The following is a 16664-nucleotide window of genomic DNA, read 5'->3' as shown; positions in this document are numbered from 1 at the left end:
CCCGCCTGTCAGCGCCGCGCCACACCCAGCAACTGATCGAGCAAACCGGGCTGATCGCTCAGGGCCTGGGCGCTGTCGCGGTGCACCACGGTGCCGTGGTCCAGCACCACGGCCACATCCGAGATCGCCAGGATGGCCTGCGGGTGCTGCTCGACGATGATGGCGCTCAGGCCTTCGTCGCGGGTGATGGCGCGGATGGCGCGCAACAACTCCTCCACGATGATGGGGGCCAGGCCCTCCAGCGGTTCGTCAAGCAGCAGCAGCCGCGGGTTCAGCACCAGGGCGCGGGCCACGGCCAACATCTGCTGCTCGCCGCCCGAGAGCTGGGTGCCCAGGTTGCCCTGGCGCTCGGCCAGGCGCGGAAACATCTGGTAGGCGCGCTCGGGCGTCCAGGGCCCGGGCCGGGCCACGGCCGTGAGGTTCTCGTGCACCGTGAGCGACTTGAAGATGTTGCGCTCTTGCGGCACCCAGCCGATGCCGGCTGCGGCCCGCTCATGGGGTTTGAGCCGGTTCAGGGCCTGGCCGCCCAGGGTGATGCGCCCCGCATGCTGGCGTGTGGCGCCCGCCAGGGTGTTCATGAAGGTGGTCTTGCCGGTGCCATTGCGCCCCAGCAGGGCCAGGGTCTGGCCCTCGTCCAGGCGCAGCGACACCTCGTGCAGCACCACGGCCTCCCCATAGCCGGCGCTCAGGTTCTCGACGTTCAGCAACTCAGCCATGGGTGTCTCCGTGGCCCAGGTACACCGCCTTGACCTGGGGATCGTTCGCAATCGCTTCGGGCTCGCCTTCGGTCAGCACCGTGCCATTGACCAGCACCGTCATGCGGCGGGCAAAGCTGAACACCAGGTCCATGTCGTGCTCGATCAGCAGCACCGAGACATCGGCCGGCAAGGCCGCCACGGTCTGCAGCAGTTCGTCGCGCTCGCCCGCCGGCACGCCAGCCACGGGCTCGTCCAGCAGCAGCACACGGGGCTCGCAGGCCAGGGCGATCGCCATCTCCAGCAGGCGGCGCTTGCCATAGGCCAGCACCCGCGTGGGCTGTTGCGCCACATCGCTCAGGTGGAACTGCTCCAGCAACTGCTCGGCGCGCTCCACCACGCCACGGTCGCGGCCCAGGGCCTGCCACCAGCGGCCGCCCTGGCCGCGGTGTTGCGACACCACCAGGCTCAGCGTCTGCAAGGGGCTCATGCTGTCGAACAACTGGTTGATCTGGAAGGTGCGCACCAGGCCGCGCTGCACCCGCAGGTGGGGCGCCAGCGTGGTGATGTCCTGCCCGTCCAGCCACACGCTGCCCTCGGACGGGGCCAGCACGCCGGTGAGCTGGTTGATCAAGGTGGTCTTGCCAGCGCCATTGGGGCCGATCAGTGCATGGCGGGCCCCCTGGCGCAGCTGCAGCGACACCTGGTTGGTGGCGGTGATGCCACCAAAGCGCATCACCAGCGAGCGCGTCTCCAGCACCACCGGGGCTTCGGCCCGGGTGCTCTCGGCAATGGCTTCGTAGTAGGCGGCGCTCATTGCGGGCCCCCTGGCGGATGGCTGCGGCCGAACCAGGTCCAGGGGCGCAGCAGGCGCTCGCGCCCCACCAGCACCAGCAAGACCAGCAGCAGGCCGATCCAGAACATCCAGTACTGCGGCGTGATGGCCGACAGGCTGTCTTGCAGCAGCTTGAAGACGATGGCCCCGACGATGCCGCCGTACAGCCAACCCACCCCGCCGATCACCAGCATCAGCAACACATCAGCCGAGCGGTCGAAGGCCAGCACATCGAGCGAGGCAAAGCCCGTGGTCTGCGCCAGCAAAGCCCCGGCCGCGCCGGCCACCCCGGCGGCCACGGCGTAGATCAGCACCAGGCGCTGCACCACCGGGATGCCGATGGCCATGGCGCGCAGGCGGTTGTCGCGGATCGCCATCAAGGTGGCGCCCAAGGGCGAATGCACCAGGCGCCGCATCAGCACGAACAGCCCAAGGGCCACGCCCAGCGAGTACCAGGCCGCCACCTGGCCTGTCAGGTCGAACTCGAAGTACCCCAGCACCGGGCCCATGATCACGCCCTGCAGGCCGTCGGCGCCCCCGGTCAGCCAGTCGAGCTTGTTGGCCAGCTCCAGCAGGATCAGCGCGGTGCCCAGGGTCACCATCAGCCGGGTCAGGTCGGTGCCGCGCAGGATGGTGACGCTGCACAGCGCCCCCAACGCGGTGCACAGCACCGTGGCCACCAGCAGGCCCAGCGTGGGGTCGGGCATGACCAGTTTGGCAAACAGGGCGGCCGAGTAGGCGCCAAAGCCGAAGAAGGCCGCATGGCCCAGCGAGACGATGCCGGTGTAGCCCAGGATCAGGTCCAGCGACATGGCGAACAAGGCCACGATGGCGATCTCGTTGATCATCAGCGCATGCGAGGGCAGCACGGCGGGCGCAGCCAGGGCGGCGGCCCAGACCACGAACTCCCAGGCCCGCGGGCGGGAGCGGCGCAGAAGATCCGACTGCATGGCGGAGATGGAAAAGGGCTTGGGGTTGGACATCAGCGGCCCCCCCGGCGCGTGAACAGCCCCTGCGGGCGCCACAGAAGAATCATGATCATGAGCGTGTAGACGATGAAGGCGCCCAGCTTGGGGATGAAGTACTTGCCCGCCACATCGGCCACGCCCAGCAGCAGCGCGGCCAGCAAGGGCCCGGTGATCGACGAGGTGCCCCCCACCGAGACCACGATCAGGAAATAGATCATGTACTTGAGCGGGAAGGTCGGGTCCAGCCCCAGCACCTCGGCCCCCAGCGCGCCACCCAGCCCGGCCAGGCCCGAGCCCACGGCAAAGGTGAGCAGAAAGATCTGGTTCACGTTGATGCCCAGGCCGGCGGCCACGCGCGGGTCGTCCACCGCGGCGCGCAGCCGGCTGCCGAAGCGGGTGCGGGTGAGCACCAGCTGCAGCAGCACCGTGAGGGCCGCACACACCGCGATGATGAACAGGCGGTAGTGGCCCATGCCCAGTTGCAGCAGGCCTTCGCCCAGTTCGGTGCGGCCGCGCAGCCATTCGGGCAGTTGCACGTTCTGCTGACTGGAGCCGGCAAAGTAGTCCACCCCGGCCACCGCCATGAAGGCCAGGCCGATGGAGAACAGCACCTGGTCCAGGTGCGGCTTGCTGTACATGGGCCGGTACAGCGTGCGCTCCAGCAGCGCCCCCATCAGCCCGGCGCCCACAAAGGCCAGCGGCAGGCAGGCCAGAAAAGGCAGGCCCAGGCGCTGCATCGCCAGCACGGTGATGTAGCCCCCTGCCATGGCAAAGGCGCCATGCGCCAGGTTGATGAAGTTCATCAGCCCCAGGGTCACGGCCAGGCCCACGGCCAGCACAAACAGCAGCATGCCGTAGGCCACGCCGTCAAAAAGAATCGTCAACACGGCGGCTCACCTCCCGGTGGTGCTCAGTGGTCAGTCAAAGCCCCGCCTGCCGGCAGGCCGGGGCCACGGTGCCCGGGTGGGCAGATGGACGAATGGGCGGGCGCTCAGCGCGCCTTGCCGGGGTCTTTCACGTCCTTGATCACGTCGAACTCGACGTTGTAGAGCTGGCCGTTCTTCTTCTCGACCTTGCGCAGGTATACGTTCTGCACGATGTCGCGCGTCTGCGCATCGATGAAGACCTGGCCACGCGGGCTCTCGAAGATCTGCCCCTTCATGGCCCCCAGCAAGGCCGTGCCATCGCCCTTGCCCTGGGTGGCCTTGAGGGCTTCATAGATCACGCGCATGCCGTCGTAGCCGCCCACGGCCATGAAGTTGGGGCGCATGGCCGGGTTGGCCTTCTGGAAGGCTTCGACAAACTTCTTGTTGACCGGCGAGTTGTGGTCGGCCGAGTAATGATGCGAGGTGACCACGCCCAGGGCACCGTCGCCCATGTCGTTGAGCTGGTCGTCATCGGTCACGTCGCCGGTAGCGATCAGGCGGATGCCGGCCTTGTCCATGCCGCGCTCCAGAAACTGCTTCATCACCGCGGCGCCGGCCCCCGAGGGCACGAAGACAAACAGCGCATCGGGCTTCTCGTCGCGCACCTTCTGCAGGAAGGGGGCGAAGTCGGGGTTGCGCAGCGGCACGCGCAGCGCATCCACCACCTGACCACCGTTGAAGGTGAAGCGTTCCTTGAAGAACTTCTCGGCATCGATGCCCGGGCCGTAGTCCGAGACCAGGGTGACCACCTTCTTGATGCCGTTCTTGGGGGCCCAGTCGGCCATGGACACCGTCACCTGCGGCAGCGTGAAGCTGGAGCGCACGATGAAGGGCGAGGCCTGGGTGATGCTGGAGGTGGCAGCCGCCATCACCACCATCGGGGTCTTGGACTGGGTGGCGATGGGCGCGGTGGCCAGGGCCAGCGGCGTGAGGCCGAAGCCACCCAGCACATTGACCTTCTCATTGACCACCAGCTCTTGCGCGATGCGCTTGGTCACGTCGGGCAGACCGGTGTCGTCCTTCACGATCAGCTCGATCTTGCGGCCGGCCACGGTGTCGCCGTTCTGCGCCATGTAGAGCCGTGCCGCCGCCTCGATCTGGCGCCCGGTGGAGGCCGATTGGCCGGTCATGGGCAGGATCAGGCCGATCTTGAATTTGCCGGCGTCCTGCGCCAGGGCTGTGCCGGCCTGGGCGGCCGCCAGGGCCAGTGCAGACAGCGCCACACGCTGAAAGAATTGACGTTTTTGCATCTCTTTGTCTCCAATGCGGCGGGCACCGGGCGAAGCCCTTTTTGGCCGCGGGTTGATCTGCCGGGGTCCGGATCTCTGTTGTTTGCGCGGACTCTATCACGCGCAATGTACGGGCGGCAGGCTCAAGGGCATCGCCGGTAAAGCCCCGCCACCATGCTGGCCCCGCCAACAAGTTACACGAGCACCTGCGAAGACGTAATAAAATTACCAACCCTCTCTGAGGATATTCTTCAACCCCCTCGCAGCCCGCCCAGACGCAAGCCCCATGTACGAAGCCCGAGCCCCCGAGACCCCCGCCCTGCCCACCGAGTTTCCCCGCCTGCTGGGCGACATCGGCGGCACCAACGCCCGTTTCGGCTGGCAGCATCAGGCCGGCAGCCCCATCACCCAGGTGCAGGTGGTGCCCTGCGCCGAGCACCCCAGCCTGCTGGCCGCAGTGCAGCACTACCTGGGCACGCAGCAGTTGCCCCCACCGGCCCGCGCCGCCTTCGGCATTGCCAACCCGGTCAACGGCGACGCGGTGCGCATGACCAACCACCACTGGGCCTTCTCGGTGGAGGCCCTGCGCGCCGGTCTGGGCCTGCAGCGCCTGTTGTTGCTGAACGATTTCACGGCGCTGGCCTTGTCCTTGCACAGCCTGCCTGCTGAAGACCTGCGCGCCGTGGGCGGCGGCACGGCCGCCGCCGGCGCTGCCGTGGCCTTGATCGGCCCGGGCACGGGGCTGGGGGTGTCGGGGTTGGTCCCTGCCGGGCCTCAGGGGCCCTGGGCCCCGGTGGCAGGCGAAGGGGGGCATGTGAGCGTGGGCGCCATGAACGCCCACGAATTTGCGGTGATCGAGGTGCTGCGCCAGCGCCACGGCCATGTGTCGGCCGAACGGGTGGTGTCGGGCACGGGCCTGCCCGAGCTGTACCAGGCGGTGCGCCAGGTGCAGGGCCTGCCCGCCGACGACAGCGCCGGCGCGCCGCAGATCATCGAAGCCGGCCTGCGCGAGCCCGGCTCGGCCGCCGAGCACACCTTGCACCTGTTCTGCCGCTTCCTGGGCGATGTGGCCGGCAACCTGGCCCTGACCCTGGGGGCCCGCGGCGGCGTGTACATCGGCGGCGGCATCGTGCCGCGCCTGCTCGATTTCTTTGTGGCCTCTGATTTCCGCCAGCGCTTCGAGGCCAAGGGCCGCTTCAGCGCCTACCTGAGCCAGGTGCCCACCTGGGTGATCACCAGCCCGGTGTCGCCGGCGCTGCAGGGCGCGGCCAATGCGCTGGACAACCTGCGCTGAGCCACCGCCCTCCAGACGGGCTCAGCGAGGCACCATCACGGCCGGGTGCGCCAAGGCCCAGTCCTGAGCCTGTTGCCAGCTCGGGGGCACACAGCCGCGTTGCTGAACACAAAGACTGGCGCAGGCCACTGCATGCCGCAAAGCCTGCGCCGCAGCCGCATCACCCAGGCCGCGCGACTGCGCCCAGCCTGGACCATGGCGCAACAGGCTGCTCAACAATCCCGCGAAAAAGCTGTCCCCGGCTCCCACGGTGTCAATCACGTCGAGCGGCGCACCTTCGCGTGCAAACCAGCGGCGTCCATCACGCTCCAGCAGCCAAGCTCCCCGCTCGCCCAGCGTCAGGGCCAGCCAGTCAGCGTTCATTCGCCCCATCAGGGCCTCGGCCTGCAACAAGGGCGTAGCGCCGGGTACCTCCAGGTGGGCCAGGTCCTCGTCACTCACCTTGACCAGATCGGCCTGGGCCAACACTTGCTGCACATGAACCTGGTAAGCCCGCAAATCGGGCATCACGGAGGGGCGCAGGTTGGCATCCACCGCCACACGCCGGCCCGCGGCACGCTGCGCCACCAACCAGGGCAGGTAGACCGAGGCATCCCGCGCATCGAGTGCCAAGCCCCCCGTACACACACATTGCAAGTCTGGCAAGGCGGCGCAGTCGGCATTCAAGCCCTCCGCGCTGACCTGGCGATCGGCCACACCTTCGCGGTAGAAGGCATAGTCAGGATGACCCTGCTCGTTCAGTGATACCACGGCCAGCGAGGTTGCCTGAGCCACCGGCTGCGGATGGGCCAGGCGCACGCCGTCGGCTTGAATCTGGGACACCAGTGCCCGCCCGAATCGATCGCTGGCAAAGGGGTTCAGATAGGTGGTGCTGACGCCCTGGCGGCTGATGGCCCGGCTCAGGTTGTAGACCGCGCCCCCGAGACAGGGCTCGAAGGCGCCATCCGGACGCGCAATCAGATCGATCAGGGCTTCACCAGCAATCGCCACCTGGGCGGCAGAAAAATCGGACATGGCCATCAACGCCGGGGCGGCGCCTCTTGAAATCAGTTGGGATCTGGAATCACTGCGCGCGGGTCGAACCGCGCACCTGCAAGGTGGCTGCCAGGATGCGGGGCTCCGGGCGCTCGCCTGCGGTGAGGCGGAGCAGACAATCCACCATTTCGGTGCCTGCCAGCTCGATGGGCTGGCGCACCGTGGTCAGAGAGGGATGGCAGTGTGAGGCCGCCTCGATGTCGTCGTAGCCCACCACACTGACGTCGCGGGGAACCTCCAGCCCCTGGGCCAGCAACACCCCCATGGCGTTCATGGCGATCAGGTCACTGGCTGCAAACAGGCCATCGATGCCCACACCTCGGGCCAAAAACTCGCGCATCGCCTGCTGGGCCTCAGCGGCGGTGAAGGGTGCCACGATGCGCAGTGCCGGATCAGGGGTGAGACCTCGATCACGGTGCGCCTGCAGATAACCTTCAAAGCGCTGCTCGGCCTCTGGAAACGCCACATCCCCCATGAAGGCAATGTGGCGCCGCCCCAGGCTCAACAGATGTTCCGTCGCCATGCGGCCACCCGAAAAATTATCGGTGCCCACGCTGCAATACAGTTGTCGCGGCAATTGCGCACCCCAGACTACAAAGGGCACTTGCCGCACAGCCAGCGCGTTGAGCTGATCATGATGGCCCCACTGGCCGATGACCACAATGCCGCGCGCGCGCCCGGTGTCGTACAGACCGGCCAGGTCATCCAGGTGCTCCGAGTCCACCCGCGACAGCAACAGGTCGTAGCCATGGTCGGTCAGGGCATCGGCCAGGCTACCCAGCATGCCCAGGAAAAACGGGTCCGACACATGCTGGCGGGTTTTGCGATCGAAGGGGATCACCACACCGATGGTCCGGTTCTCACCCAGACGCAGATTCTTGGCCCCGACGTTGATCGAATAGTTCAACGAGCGCGCCAACTCGGTGATGCGCTGTCGGGTCTCCGGGTTGATCAGCGCACTGCCATTCAGGGCACGCGACACCGTGGAGGCAGACACACCCGCCAGGCGGGCAATGTCCATCATCTGGACGCGTCGCTTATCGGAGTCAGGTCGTGTCATGTCGGCTCAAGGGGTTGAACAGCGTTGCAGGTCGGTTCAGACCTGGCCCGAAGACCGGGACAGGTGGGCGCATCAGGGGGTCTGCTGCGCATACAGAAGCCAAAGCTGAGCAACCAGCAGGCCATCACCGCCAACCGCACTCAGCACCTCTCGTGCTTGCGCTTTGCGGCCTGCTCCGATGAGACTGCGGCCGTAGTGTAAGCGCACTTCTTCAGGGCGGCGGAGCGCCCCCAGGCCCAGCGCCTTTTCGTAGGCCTCGACAGCCTGGGGCCACCTCTGTGCCGAGCCGAGCAGGTCGCCCAGTTGCGCCCAATCGTTGCCTTGGCGCGCGGCTTCACGCAACCCCGGCAGGGCTTGTTCGTCCTCCGCGGCGCGCTTGCGGGCCTGCGCCAGTTGCGTCTGGGCAGGCGCATCCACCAGAACACGCCGTTCGGCCCCCAGCGCCAGCACGCGGCTCGCTTCAGCCGGCAAGCCGGCCTTTATCGCCAGACTGGCAAAACTGCTGAACTCAGCCGCATCTTCCAGGTTGCCCGTGGCCTCATAGAGGCGGTAGACATCGAGTTCAAGGCGGCTGTTGAAGCCAGGCTGCTGGGTGACCCTGGGCAACAGGTCAGCCCAATAGTCGCGGCTGCCCTCCAGCGTGGGCGACTGGCGCAGCAACTGGAGCAAGGTCTGGTAGTAGCCGGCTTCGTCCCTGAGCTTGAGCTGGCTGGCCCCCAGGGCACGCAACTCGGCCTCATTCAAAGGGGGGCTGCCGGCCTCAGACTGGGCCTGGCGGGCTTCAGCCACCAGCTCGGCATGCTGCGCCACCATGGCCAGCGACTGCCACCTGACCTGACGGAAGCGCGCGGCCTCGGGCCCACCCGCCTGCCATCCAGCCAGGGCCCAACGCGCGGCCCGGGTGTAGTCCTTGAGGTTGATGCTGGCGTTGACCAGCGACTGCACGAACGCACGTCGCTCCGCCTCGGACAGGTCGGTGCGCTGCAGCAGCGATTCAAACGCCGGTACGGCCAGCGCAAACTGACGTGCCTGCATGGCAGCCGCCGCAGTGGTGCGGTCCAACAAGGCCCGCTCGGCATCCGTCAGGTCGGTGCGTGCACGCAAGGGCGCCAGCAAGGCCAGCGCCTCGTCGGGGCGGCGCGCCTTCAACACGTCCTGGGCCGCCTGCAGCGGCTGGGCCACTTCACGGCGCAGTGCATCGTCGGCCTGGGCGGTGGTCACCCAGAGGAGAGCGGCCAACACCGCAGACATGAAGCGGCCCGAGCCGGGCAAGGGAAAAGCGAGGGAAGTCATGACAGAAGGCATCGATCCAGATTCGGTCAAAAAAGACCCCGCGCCCGAGAGCGCGGGGTAAGTCACTACCTTGGAGAAACTCAGTTGACGCTCAGTTGACAAACTGTTCGGAGCCCACGATGCCCAGCTTGGTCAAGCCGACACGCTGGGCATTGGCCATCACCGCGGCCACCGCCTCGTACTTGGCCTTGGCATCCGAACGGATGTGGATCTCAGGCTGAGGCTGCAGGCGCACCGCCTCGCCCAGATGCGCCTCCAACTCAGCCCGGCTGGCCAGGGCCGCGCCGTTCCAGTGGATGACACTTTGCTTGTCGATGTCGATGTGCACCACCACCGGGTCCACCTTTTTGGTGGGTGGCGCAGACACCGGCATGTCCAGGTTGACCGAGTGCAATTGCGCTGGAATGGTGATGATCAGCATGATCAACAGCACCAGCATCACGTCGATCAGGGGCGTGGTGTTGATGTCCATCATCACCTCGGGTTCGCTGCTGCCGCTCCCGCTACCTATGTTCATTCCCATGATGAATCCTTGTCTTTGAAACGGAGTCCGGGCTCAGTTGGAGGCCGGCTCGGTGATGAAGCCCACCTTGGTGATGCCGGCACGCTGCACCGCATACATGACCCGCCCCACCGACTCGAAATCGCTGCGCGCATCGCCCCGGATCTGCACCTCGGGCTGTGGCACCTTGACGGCAAAGGTCTTCATGCGGTCCAGCAAGTCGGAGGAGTTCTTGATCGGCGTGTCATACAAAAAGATGTGCCCTGCCGCATCCACCGAAATGATGACGTTCTCGGGCTTGGTCTCGCGCACCACGTTCTTCTCTTTGGGAAGATCCACCTTGACCGAGGTGGTCACCACCGGGATCGTGATCAGGAAAATGATCAGCAACACCAGCATGACGTCCACCAGCGGCGTGGTGTTGATCTGGCTGAGGACTTCGTCTTCGCCCGAATCGGCACCGACATTCATGGCCATGGTTGGGGTCTCCTGTGCGCCGCCGAAGCGGCTCTCATGTCAATGGGATTCACTTCTTGGCGGTGGCCAGCAGCACCGAATGCAGATCGTTGCCGAACGCATTGATGTCTTCCATGGCAGCCTTGTTGCGACGCACCAGCCAGTTGTAGCCCAGCACCGCAGGCACCGCGACAGCCAGACCGATGGCCGTCATGATCAGCGACTCACCGACGGGGCCAGCCACCTTGTCGATGCTGGCCTGCCCCGACATGCCGATCTTGACCAAGGCGTTGTAGATGCCCCAGACCGTGCCGAACAGGCCCACGAACGGACCGGTCGACCCCACGGTGGCCAACACCGCCAGGCCATCCTGCATGCGGCTTTGAACGTTGCCGATGGCGCGCTGGATGCTCATCGTGACCCAGGTGTTGAAGTCCACCGCGCCCAGCATGCCTTCGTGCTTGCTGGCACCTTCCAGGCCTTTTTCAGCGATGAATCGGTAGGGACTGTCGGCGTGCAATTCATCCGTCCCTTCGCGCACCGAACCCTTGGTCCAGAAGTTGTCCTGCGCCTTGCGAGCAAAGCCGGCGTTGCGGTTTTGCTCGAAGAACTTGGTGACGATGACATACCAGCTGCCCATGCTCATGAGCACCAGGATCAACAGCGTGCCCTTGGCCACGGCATCGCCCTGGGCCCACAGTGCCCCCAGGCCATAGGGGTTGTCGGTGCTGGCTTCGGCGCCCGCGCTGGCCTGTGCCGGTGCCGGTGCCGCTTGGGCGCTCGTCGTCTCAGCAGGGGCCGCAGCATCGGCCGCCCAGACGGCGCCTTGGCCCAGCCACAGGCTGGCACTCAGGCCGCAGATCACAGCGATGGACTTGATGATTTTGAACATGGTGGAAGAACTCCTCGAAAAATGATGTTGTCTGTTGTCTTGAAGGGTGGGGGCGGCGGGCCGGCTCATTCCAGGCGCCACGTGTACTTCATGCTGGCCCAGCTCTGCTCGGGCTTGCCGTCAGTGGTGGCGGGCTTGAACTGGCAGCGCGCCAAGGCCAGCCGGGCCGCCTCGTCCAAGCGCTTGAAGCCCGACGTGCTTTCCACTTGCGAATCGACCACGCGGCCATCGACGTCCACCAGGAAGCGCAACTGCACCGTGCCCTCTTCTTCGGCACGCCGGGAGGCCGCCGGGTAAGCCGGCTTCTCGCAGTTCTGTGCACTGATCACGGCTGCCGTGCGCACCGGTGCAGCAGGCGGTGGTGGAGGTGCCGGCGGCGCAGGTGGTGCCGGCGGCGGCGGTGGAGGTGCCGGCGGCTGCGGCGTGTTCGATACCGCCGCGATGGCATTGGCCGCTGCAGGCGCATTGCTCACCACGGCGGCGGGTGGAACGTAGGCCGGCGGAGGCGGCGGCGGGGCGTTCTTCGGTGGCGGCGGAGGGGGCGGCGGCGGCGGGATGTCGGGTTTGGCCTCTTCCAGCAACTGGGCCTCGACCGGCCCCTTGATCACTTTGACGAACTTGCGGGCCAGGCCCGAATTGATCGCCCAAAAGATCAACGCATGCAGCACCAGCACCAGGCACAAGCCCACAACGTGCTTGCGGGGGGTGCGTTGCCGACTGGCGTAGTCATTCATCAAAAAGGGTCTCCTCTGGTTTTGGACTTCTTGAATGCACATGAAATCGGTTTTCATGCAAACGTTTGCAATCGTAGTTTCAGGAGAAAAAATCAATATCAGTGATAACCCTAGATTTCCAAAACCAGGACCACCGGGGATGAATCACCGCTGTTGCTAGCCATACACACTAGGGAAATTACTGAATTTTCAAGCCTCTACAGAGGAGAAGCGGCGTCCTTAGCTGCAGGCTGACAAGCCGCGACCAAGCCATATTTGATCAAATTGATAAAAGCCTCTTTGCAAACGTTTGCATGATCAAACACAATGCGGTCACTCGCGGTAGGCATGCCTTGTGTGCCGAGAGTCACCCCAGCCGAAAACCGGGCTTGCAGCGAGGTTTCGGCTCACTCATGAAACGTAGAAGGAGACTTTTGTGAAAAAGAAGCACCCAGCCATCGTTCCCACCAAAGTGGCGATCGCCACCTCGATCGCGGTCATGCAACTCGGCGCCGCGTGGGCCCAGAACGCCCAGCCGGCCGCCGCGGGCTCCGGATTGAACCTGGACGAGATGGTGATCACCGCCACCCCGGAGGCACGCTCCAAGATGAAGCAGAGCCTGTCCGTCAGCTCGATGGACGGAGACCAGATCCAGGACGCCATGCCCGCCAGCTCAGCTGAAATCCTGCGCTCCATCCCGGGCATCCGCGCAGAAGCCAGCAGCGGTGAAGGCAATGCCAACGTGACCGTGCGCGGCTTGCCCATTTCGGCTGGCGGCTCGCGCTACGTGCAGTTCCAGGAAGATGGCCTGCCCGTCCTGCTGAACGGCGACTACAACTTTCTGACCCCCGACGTCTACATGCGTGCCGACATGGGCACGGAAGGCGTGGAAGTGGTGCGCGGGGGCTCGGCCTCGACCATGGCCACCAATGCCCCGGGCGGGGTGATCAATTTCATCAGCAAGACGGGTGAAGCCGAAGGCGGCACCATCGGGCTGACCACCAATGTCGGCGGCTCGACCAGCCGCCGCCTCGATCTGAACTACGGTGTTCGCATCTCCGACACCGCCACCTTCAACGTCAGCGGCTACGCACGCGATGGCCAAGGCCCTCGTGCCACCCAAGGCGTGAACATGGAGGGCGGCGGGCAGATCCGCCTGGCGCTGAACAAGGACCTGGGCGGCGGCAACAACATCAAGATCTACGCCAAGTTCCTGGACGACAAGACCCCTTTGATCATGGACTCGCCGGTGCGCATCGTGAACGGCCAGATCGTTCAGCTCAATGGCGTCAACCCTGGCACCTTCTCGCCCTACGCCGGCGGTCTGCCCCGCATCGCCAGTTGGGGGCTGTACGGCGGCGGCCCGGGCAACATGAACGACGGTCTGCGCGCCGTGTCCAAAGCCTTCGGGGCCGAAGTGAACCTGGACCTGGGCGGTGGCTGGCGTTTGAATGACAAGTTCCGCATCTCGTCCAACGGCGGATCGTTCAACGGCATCATGCCGGCGGCCTATGGCCCGACCAACAACCTGACCAATCCCAGCTCGTCGAACGCCAGCGGCTACCAGGCCCTGTTCCTGGGCTCTCGCTTCAACGATGCCGGTTTGGCCGTCAATGACCTGAAAGCCTCCAAGACCTTCCAGATGGCCGACCAGGCCAAGCTGACCAGCACGGTGGGCGTCTTCATGGCCAGCCAGAAGCTGAACATGGATTGGGAGATCGGCGGCTTCAACGCCAGCCTGCCGGTCAATGGCAGCAGCACCTATGGCAGCTACAGCAGTTGGTACCAGCGCAACGTGAACGAGACCTTCAACAGCCTCGCACCCTACGCCGCACTGGGCTATGAACGCGGCCCGCTGAACATCGATGCCAGCGTGCGCTTTGATCGCCAGAAGGTCACCGGCAGTTGGGCCGACAGCGGCTCCAAGGGCGGTCTGGGCATCGGCTACCACTCCGATCTCAACTCCTACTCGGTGGGCGCCAACTACAGCCTGAGCAAGGACACCGCCGTGTTTGCCCGCATCAGCAAGGGCGGCGCCCTGCCCAGCGACCGCATCCTGGCCTACGGCGGCGCCTGCGGCAACAACTGCCTGCAAAACGGCAACCAGACGCCCAACACCGTCACCCAGTACGAAGGCGGCTTGAAGTGGCGCAACGGCCCGGTGACCACGTTCGTGACCTTGTTCCAGGCCAAGACCGATGAAACCAACTATGACGTGACCACCGGCGTGTCCTCGGCCAACAAGTACGACGCCAAAGGGGTGGAGCTGGAAGCCAGCTACAAGGCGGGCAACTTCCGCCTGAACGGCGGTATGACCGTGACGAACGCCAAGGTGACCGACTCCAACATCGCCGGCTATGCGGGTCTGACACCGAACCGCCAAGCCAAGGTGATCTTCCAGTTGGCGCCCAGCTACCGCTTTGGCCCGGCCACCGTCGGGGCGTCCATCATCGGCACCACGTCGTCGCAGGATGGCCAGACCACGGCCTTGCAGGCCACGCTGCCCGGCTACACCTACGTGAACGCCTTCGCCAAGTACGACGTGAACGCGGCCACCACGGTGATGCTGGGTGTGAACAACCTGTTCAACACCCTGGGCTACACCGAGATCAACACCGACCGCGCGGCGGCCCGCTCGATCACCGCACGCACGGTGCGTCTGTCGGTTCGCTACAACTTCTGATGAGAAGGCAGGCCGTCGCTGGCTGCCCCGGCGCCGGCCTGATGAGTCTTAACGCGGTATCTCCAAACCACTCTTGAAGCCCGTGCGGCACGGCCGGCCCCCGGTCAGCCGTGTCCGTGCGGAGCTCTTTTCGCCTGATTGCACCCTATGAATTTCGTCGGAGCCTGCCCGCCCCCTCAAGCCAGCGAGTCCGTGTCGCCCAGCGTGTCGGACTTCCTGCAGTCCATCCCACCGGCACGGGCCACACGGCTGCGCGAGCGGCTGGAGCGCGAACTCCCCCGGCTTCGACGGTGCCTGGACCCTCTGTATGGCCAGACACCCTGCTTTGACTCTTTTTTCGACACCGTGGTGTTGAACGCACTGGCATCGGCCGAACGACGCGACGCTGAACTCTGGCAGCTGGACCTGCGCCGTGAAGCCGATCCGGCATGGCACCAACGCGGCCTGAGCGGCTATTGCACCTATGTCGACAAGCTGGCCGGAACCCTGGCCGGCGTCCAGCAGCGCATCGGCTATCTGCGTGAACTGGGTGTGAACTACCTGCACCTGCTGCCCTTTCTCAAGGCCGGCAGCGCCCCCAATGACGGCGGCTTTGCAGTGGCCAGCTTTGACGAGGTGGAGCCGGCGCTCGGCACCCTGGCCGACCTGCGCTCGCTATGCCGGGCACTGCGCCAATCGGACATCAGCCTGTGCAGCGATTTTGTGCTGAACCATGTCTCCCACGAGCATGCCTGGGCCCGCGCGGCCCGCGCTGGTGACCCACGCTATCTGCCGTACTTCCATTGGCTTGCCAGCGAGGCCGAAGTCCAGGCCCGCGAACAGCATCTGGTGCAGATCTTTCCGGCCACGGCACCCGGCAATTTCACCTGGATTGCCGAACGCCAGGCCTGGGTCTGGACCACCTTCTACCCCTATCAGTGGGACCTCAACTATGCCCACCCTGCGGTCTTTGCCGACATGGCCGCAGCGCTCCTGAACCTGGCCAACCAGGGCGTGGACGCGTTCCGGCTCGATTCGACCGGCTTTCTATGGAAACGCGCCGAAACCAACTGCATGAACCAGCCGGAGGTGCACCTGATCGTCCAGGCCCTGAGAAGCCTGTGCGCCATCGCAGCCCCGGGGGTACTGCTCAAGGCAGAAGCCATCATGCCGACCCAGGACCTGCCGCCCTACTTCGGACTGGGGCCGGTGGCCGGCCCCGAATGCCACCTGGCCTACCACTCCAGCCTGATGGCCGCCAGTTGGGTGGCGCTGACCGAAGAGAGCCCCCAGCTGATTGAAGAGGTGTTGCGCAACACGCCCGAGCTGCCCGTGGGCGCCAGTTGGTTGAGCTACGTGCGCTGCCACGATGACATCGGCTGGAACGTGCTGCGCCCCGAATTGCTGGCGCTCGGGGCCGACCCCGTGGCCCGGCTGGACCGGGCGGCCGCCTTTCTGGCCGGAGAGACCCCTGGCAGCTACGCGCGCGGTGCGCGCTTTCAGGCCAGTGCCCCGGGCACGGTGCATGGCAGCAACGGCATGACGGCGGCCCTGGTGGGGCTGCGTCCCGATCTGCCGGCCGACCACCCAGAACAACAAAAGGCGCTGCGGCGACTGGAACTGATGATGTCGCTGTGCTTTTTTGTCGGTGGCCTGCCCCTGATCTACATGGGCGACGAACTGGGCCAGGACAACACCTCGGCAGCAGAGATGCACGCACGCCAAGGCGCTGACGGACGCGAACTCCATCGCCCCTACCTTGACGAAAAGTCCCTGGCCAGCCGCCACCAAGCCGCCACGGTGGCCGCCCATGCCTTCTCCCTGTTGCAGCGCCTGAACCGCCAGCGCCGCGCTCGCTTGAGCCTGGGTGGCCCCATCCGGCTGCAGGTACTGGCCAGCCGCCACCCGGGCCTGCTGGTCCTGCAACGCAACCAGGAGGTGGGCCTGTTCAACTTCAGCGCCACCCCCTGCCGCCTCCATCTGTCAGAGCTGGGCAAGCCCGCCCTGCAGAATCTGAGCCAGGAGGAGAGCCAGACCGTGGCTTCGGTGCACCTGGAGGGCCATGGCTGTGTCTGGCTCGGTGCCTGACGCGCCGACGGCCGCC

15 protein-coding genes are annotated in these 16664 nt (G+C 65.8%); 3 read left to right on the top strand and 12 right to left on the bottom strand.

Going from position 1 to position 16664, the window contains the following annotated elements:
* Positions 1-8 precede the first annotated feature (8 nt).
* The 5 genes from L880_RS0111700 to L880_RS0111680 form a co-directional block, all read right to left on the bottom strand.
* On the bottom strand, positions 9-716 hold the full coding sequence (locus L880_RS0111700) for an ABC transporter ATP-binding protein (protein ID WP_027475834.1): 708 nt from the start codon (positions 714-716) through the stop codon (positions 9-11).
* Complete coding sequence (locus L880_RS0111695) at positions 709-1512, bottom strand: ABC transporter ATP-binding protein (RefSeq protein ID WP_051443259.1); 804 nt, start codon at positions 1510-1512, stop codon at positions 709-711. Before L880_RS0111695 ends, L880_RS0111700 begins: the two co-directional genes overlap by 8 nt.
* Positions 1509-2513, bottom strand: a complete 1005-nt coding sequence (locus L880_RS0111690) for a branched-chain amino acid ABC transporter permease (RefSeq protein ID WP_027475832.1) — start codon at positions 2511-2513, stop codon at positions 1509-1511. The genes L880_RS0111695 and L880_RS0111690 overlap by 4 nt, the downstream gene beginning before the upstream one ends.
* The gene (locus L880_RS0111685; protein ID WP_027475831.1) at positions 2513-3385 is read right to left on the bottom strand and encodes a branched-chain amino acid ABC transporter permease; all 873 of its coding nucleotides are present in this window, start codon (positions 3383-3385) and stop codon (positions 2513-2515) included. The genes L880_RS0111690 and L880_RS0111685 overlap by 1 nt, the downstream gene beginning before the upstream one ends.
* Before the next feature lie 104 nt (positions 3386-3489).
* Positions 3490-4674 (bottom strand): ABC transporter substrate-binding protein, encoded by a 1185-nt coding sequence (locus L880_RS0111680; RefSeq protein ID WP_019574913.1) that lies wholly within the window; start codon positions 4672-4674, stop codon positions 3490-3492.
* Between the two features lie 265 nt (positions 4675-4939).
* Between L880_RS0111680 and L880_RS0111675 the strand changes: the two genes are divergently transcribed.
* On the top strand, positions 4940-5947 hold the full coding sequence (locus L880_RS0111675) for a glucokinase (protein ID WP_027475830.1): 1008 nt from the start codon (positions 4940-4942) through the stop codon (positions 5945-5947).
* Positions 5948-5968: 21 nt separating this feature from the next.
* On the opposite strand, the gene L880_RS32270 is transcribed toward L880_RS0111675, so the two are convergent.
* The 7 genes from L880_RS32270 to L880_RS0111640 all read right to left on the bottom strand — a co-directional run bounded on the left by L880_RS32270 (position 5969) and on the right by L880_RS0111640 (position 11919).
* Complete coding sequence (locus L880_RS32270; RefSeq protein ID WP_043329299.1) at positions 5969-6961, bottom strand: PfkB family carbohydrate kinase; 993 nt, start codon at positions 6959-6961, stop codon at positions 5969-5971.
* 49 nt (positions 6962-7010) lie between these two features.
* Positions 7011-8042, bottom strand: coding sequence for a LacI family DNA-binding transcriptional regulator (locus tag L880_RS0111665; protein ID WP_027475829.1), 1032 nt, complete (start codon positions 8040-8042; stop codon positions 7011-7013).
* 72 nt (positions 8043-8114) lie between these two features.
* Positions 8115-9335: a tetratricopeptide repeat protein gene (locus tag L880_RS0111660; RefSeq protein WP_027475828.1), complete on the bottom strand. Its 1221-nt coding sequence runs from the start codon at positions 9333-9335 to the stop codon at positions 8115-8117.
* A gap of 91 nt (positions 9336-9426) precedes the next feature.
* Positions 9427-9858 carry an ExbD/TolR family protein gene (locus tag L880_RS0111655; RefSeq protein ID WP_027475827.1) on the bottom strand — a complete coding sequence of 144 codons (432 nt, stop codon included), beginning with the start codon at positions 9856-9858 and terminating at the stop codon, positions 9427-9429.
* 33 nt (positions 9859-9891) lie between these two features.
* Positions 9892-10314, bottom strand: coding sequence for an ExbD/TolR family protein (locus L880_RS0111650; RefSeq protein WP_027475826.1), 423 nt, complete (start codon positions 10312-10314; stop codon positions 9892-9894).
* 49 nt (positions 10315-10363) lie between these two features.
* Entirely contained in the window at positions 10364-11185 is an 822-nt protein-coding gene (locus tag L880_RS0111645; protein WP_027475825.1) for a MotA/TolQ/ExbB proton channel family protein, read from the bottom strand.
* A 65-nt stretch (positions 11186-11250) separates the two neighbouring features.
* Entirely contained in the window at positions 11251-11919 is a 669-nt protein-coding gene (locus L880_RS0111640) for an energy transducer TonB (RefSeq protein WP_027475824.1), read from the bottom strand.
* A 415-nt stretch (positions 11920-12334) separates the two neighbouring features.
* On the opposite strand from L880_RS0111640, the gene L880_RS0111635 reads away from it, so the two are divergent.
* On the top strand, positions 12335-14581 hold the full coding sequence (locus L880_RS0111635) for a TonB-dependent receptor (RefSeq protein ID WP_051443258.1): 2247 nt from the start codon (positions 12335-12337) through the stop codon (positions 14579-14581).
* Positions 14582-14728: 147 nt separating this feature from the next.
* Positions 14729-16648 (top strand): alpha-amylase family glycosyl hydrolase, encoded by a 1920-nt coding sequence (locus tag L880_RS32265; protein ID WP_051443257.1) that lies wholly within the window; start codon positions 14729-14731, stop codon positions 16646-16648.
* Positions 16649-16664: the final 16 nt, after the last annotated feature.

This window comes from Curvibacter gracilis ATCC BAA-807 (genome assembly GCF_000518645.1).
Taxonomy (GTDB): domain Bacteria; phylum Pseudomonadota; class Gammaproteobacteria; order Burkholderiales; family Burkholderiaceae_C; genus Curvibacter; species Curvibacter gracilis.
The sequence above is the reverse complement of the archived record's forward strand: the minus strand, read 5'-3'. Positions and strand labels throughout refer to the sequence as shown.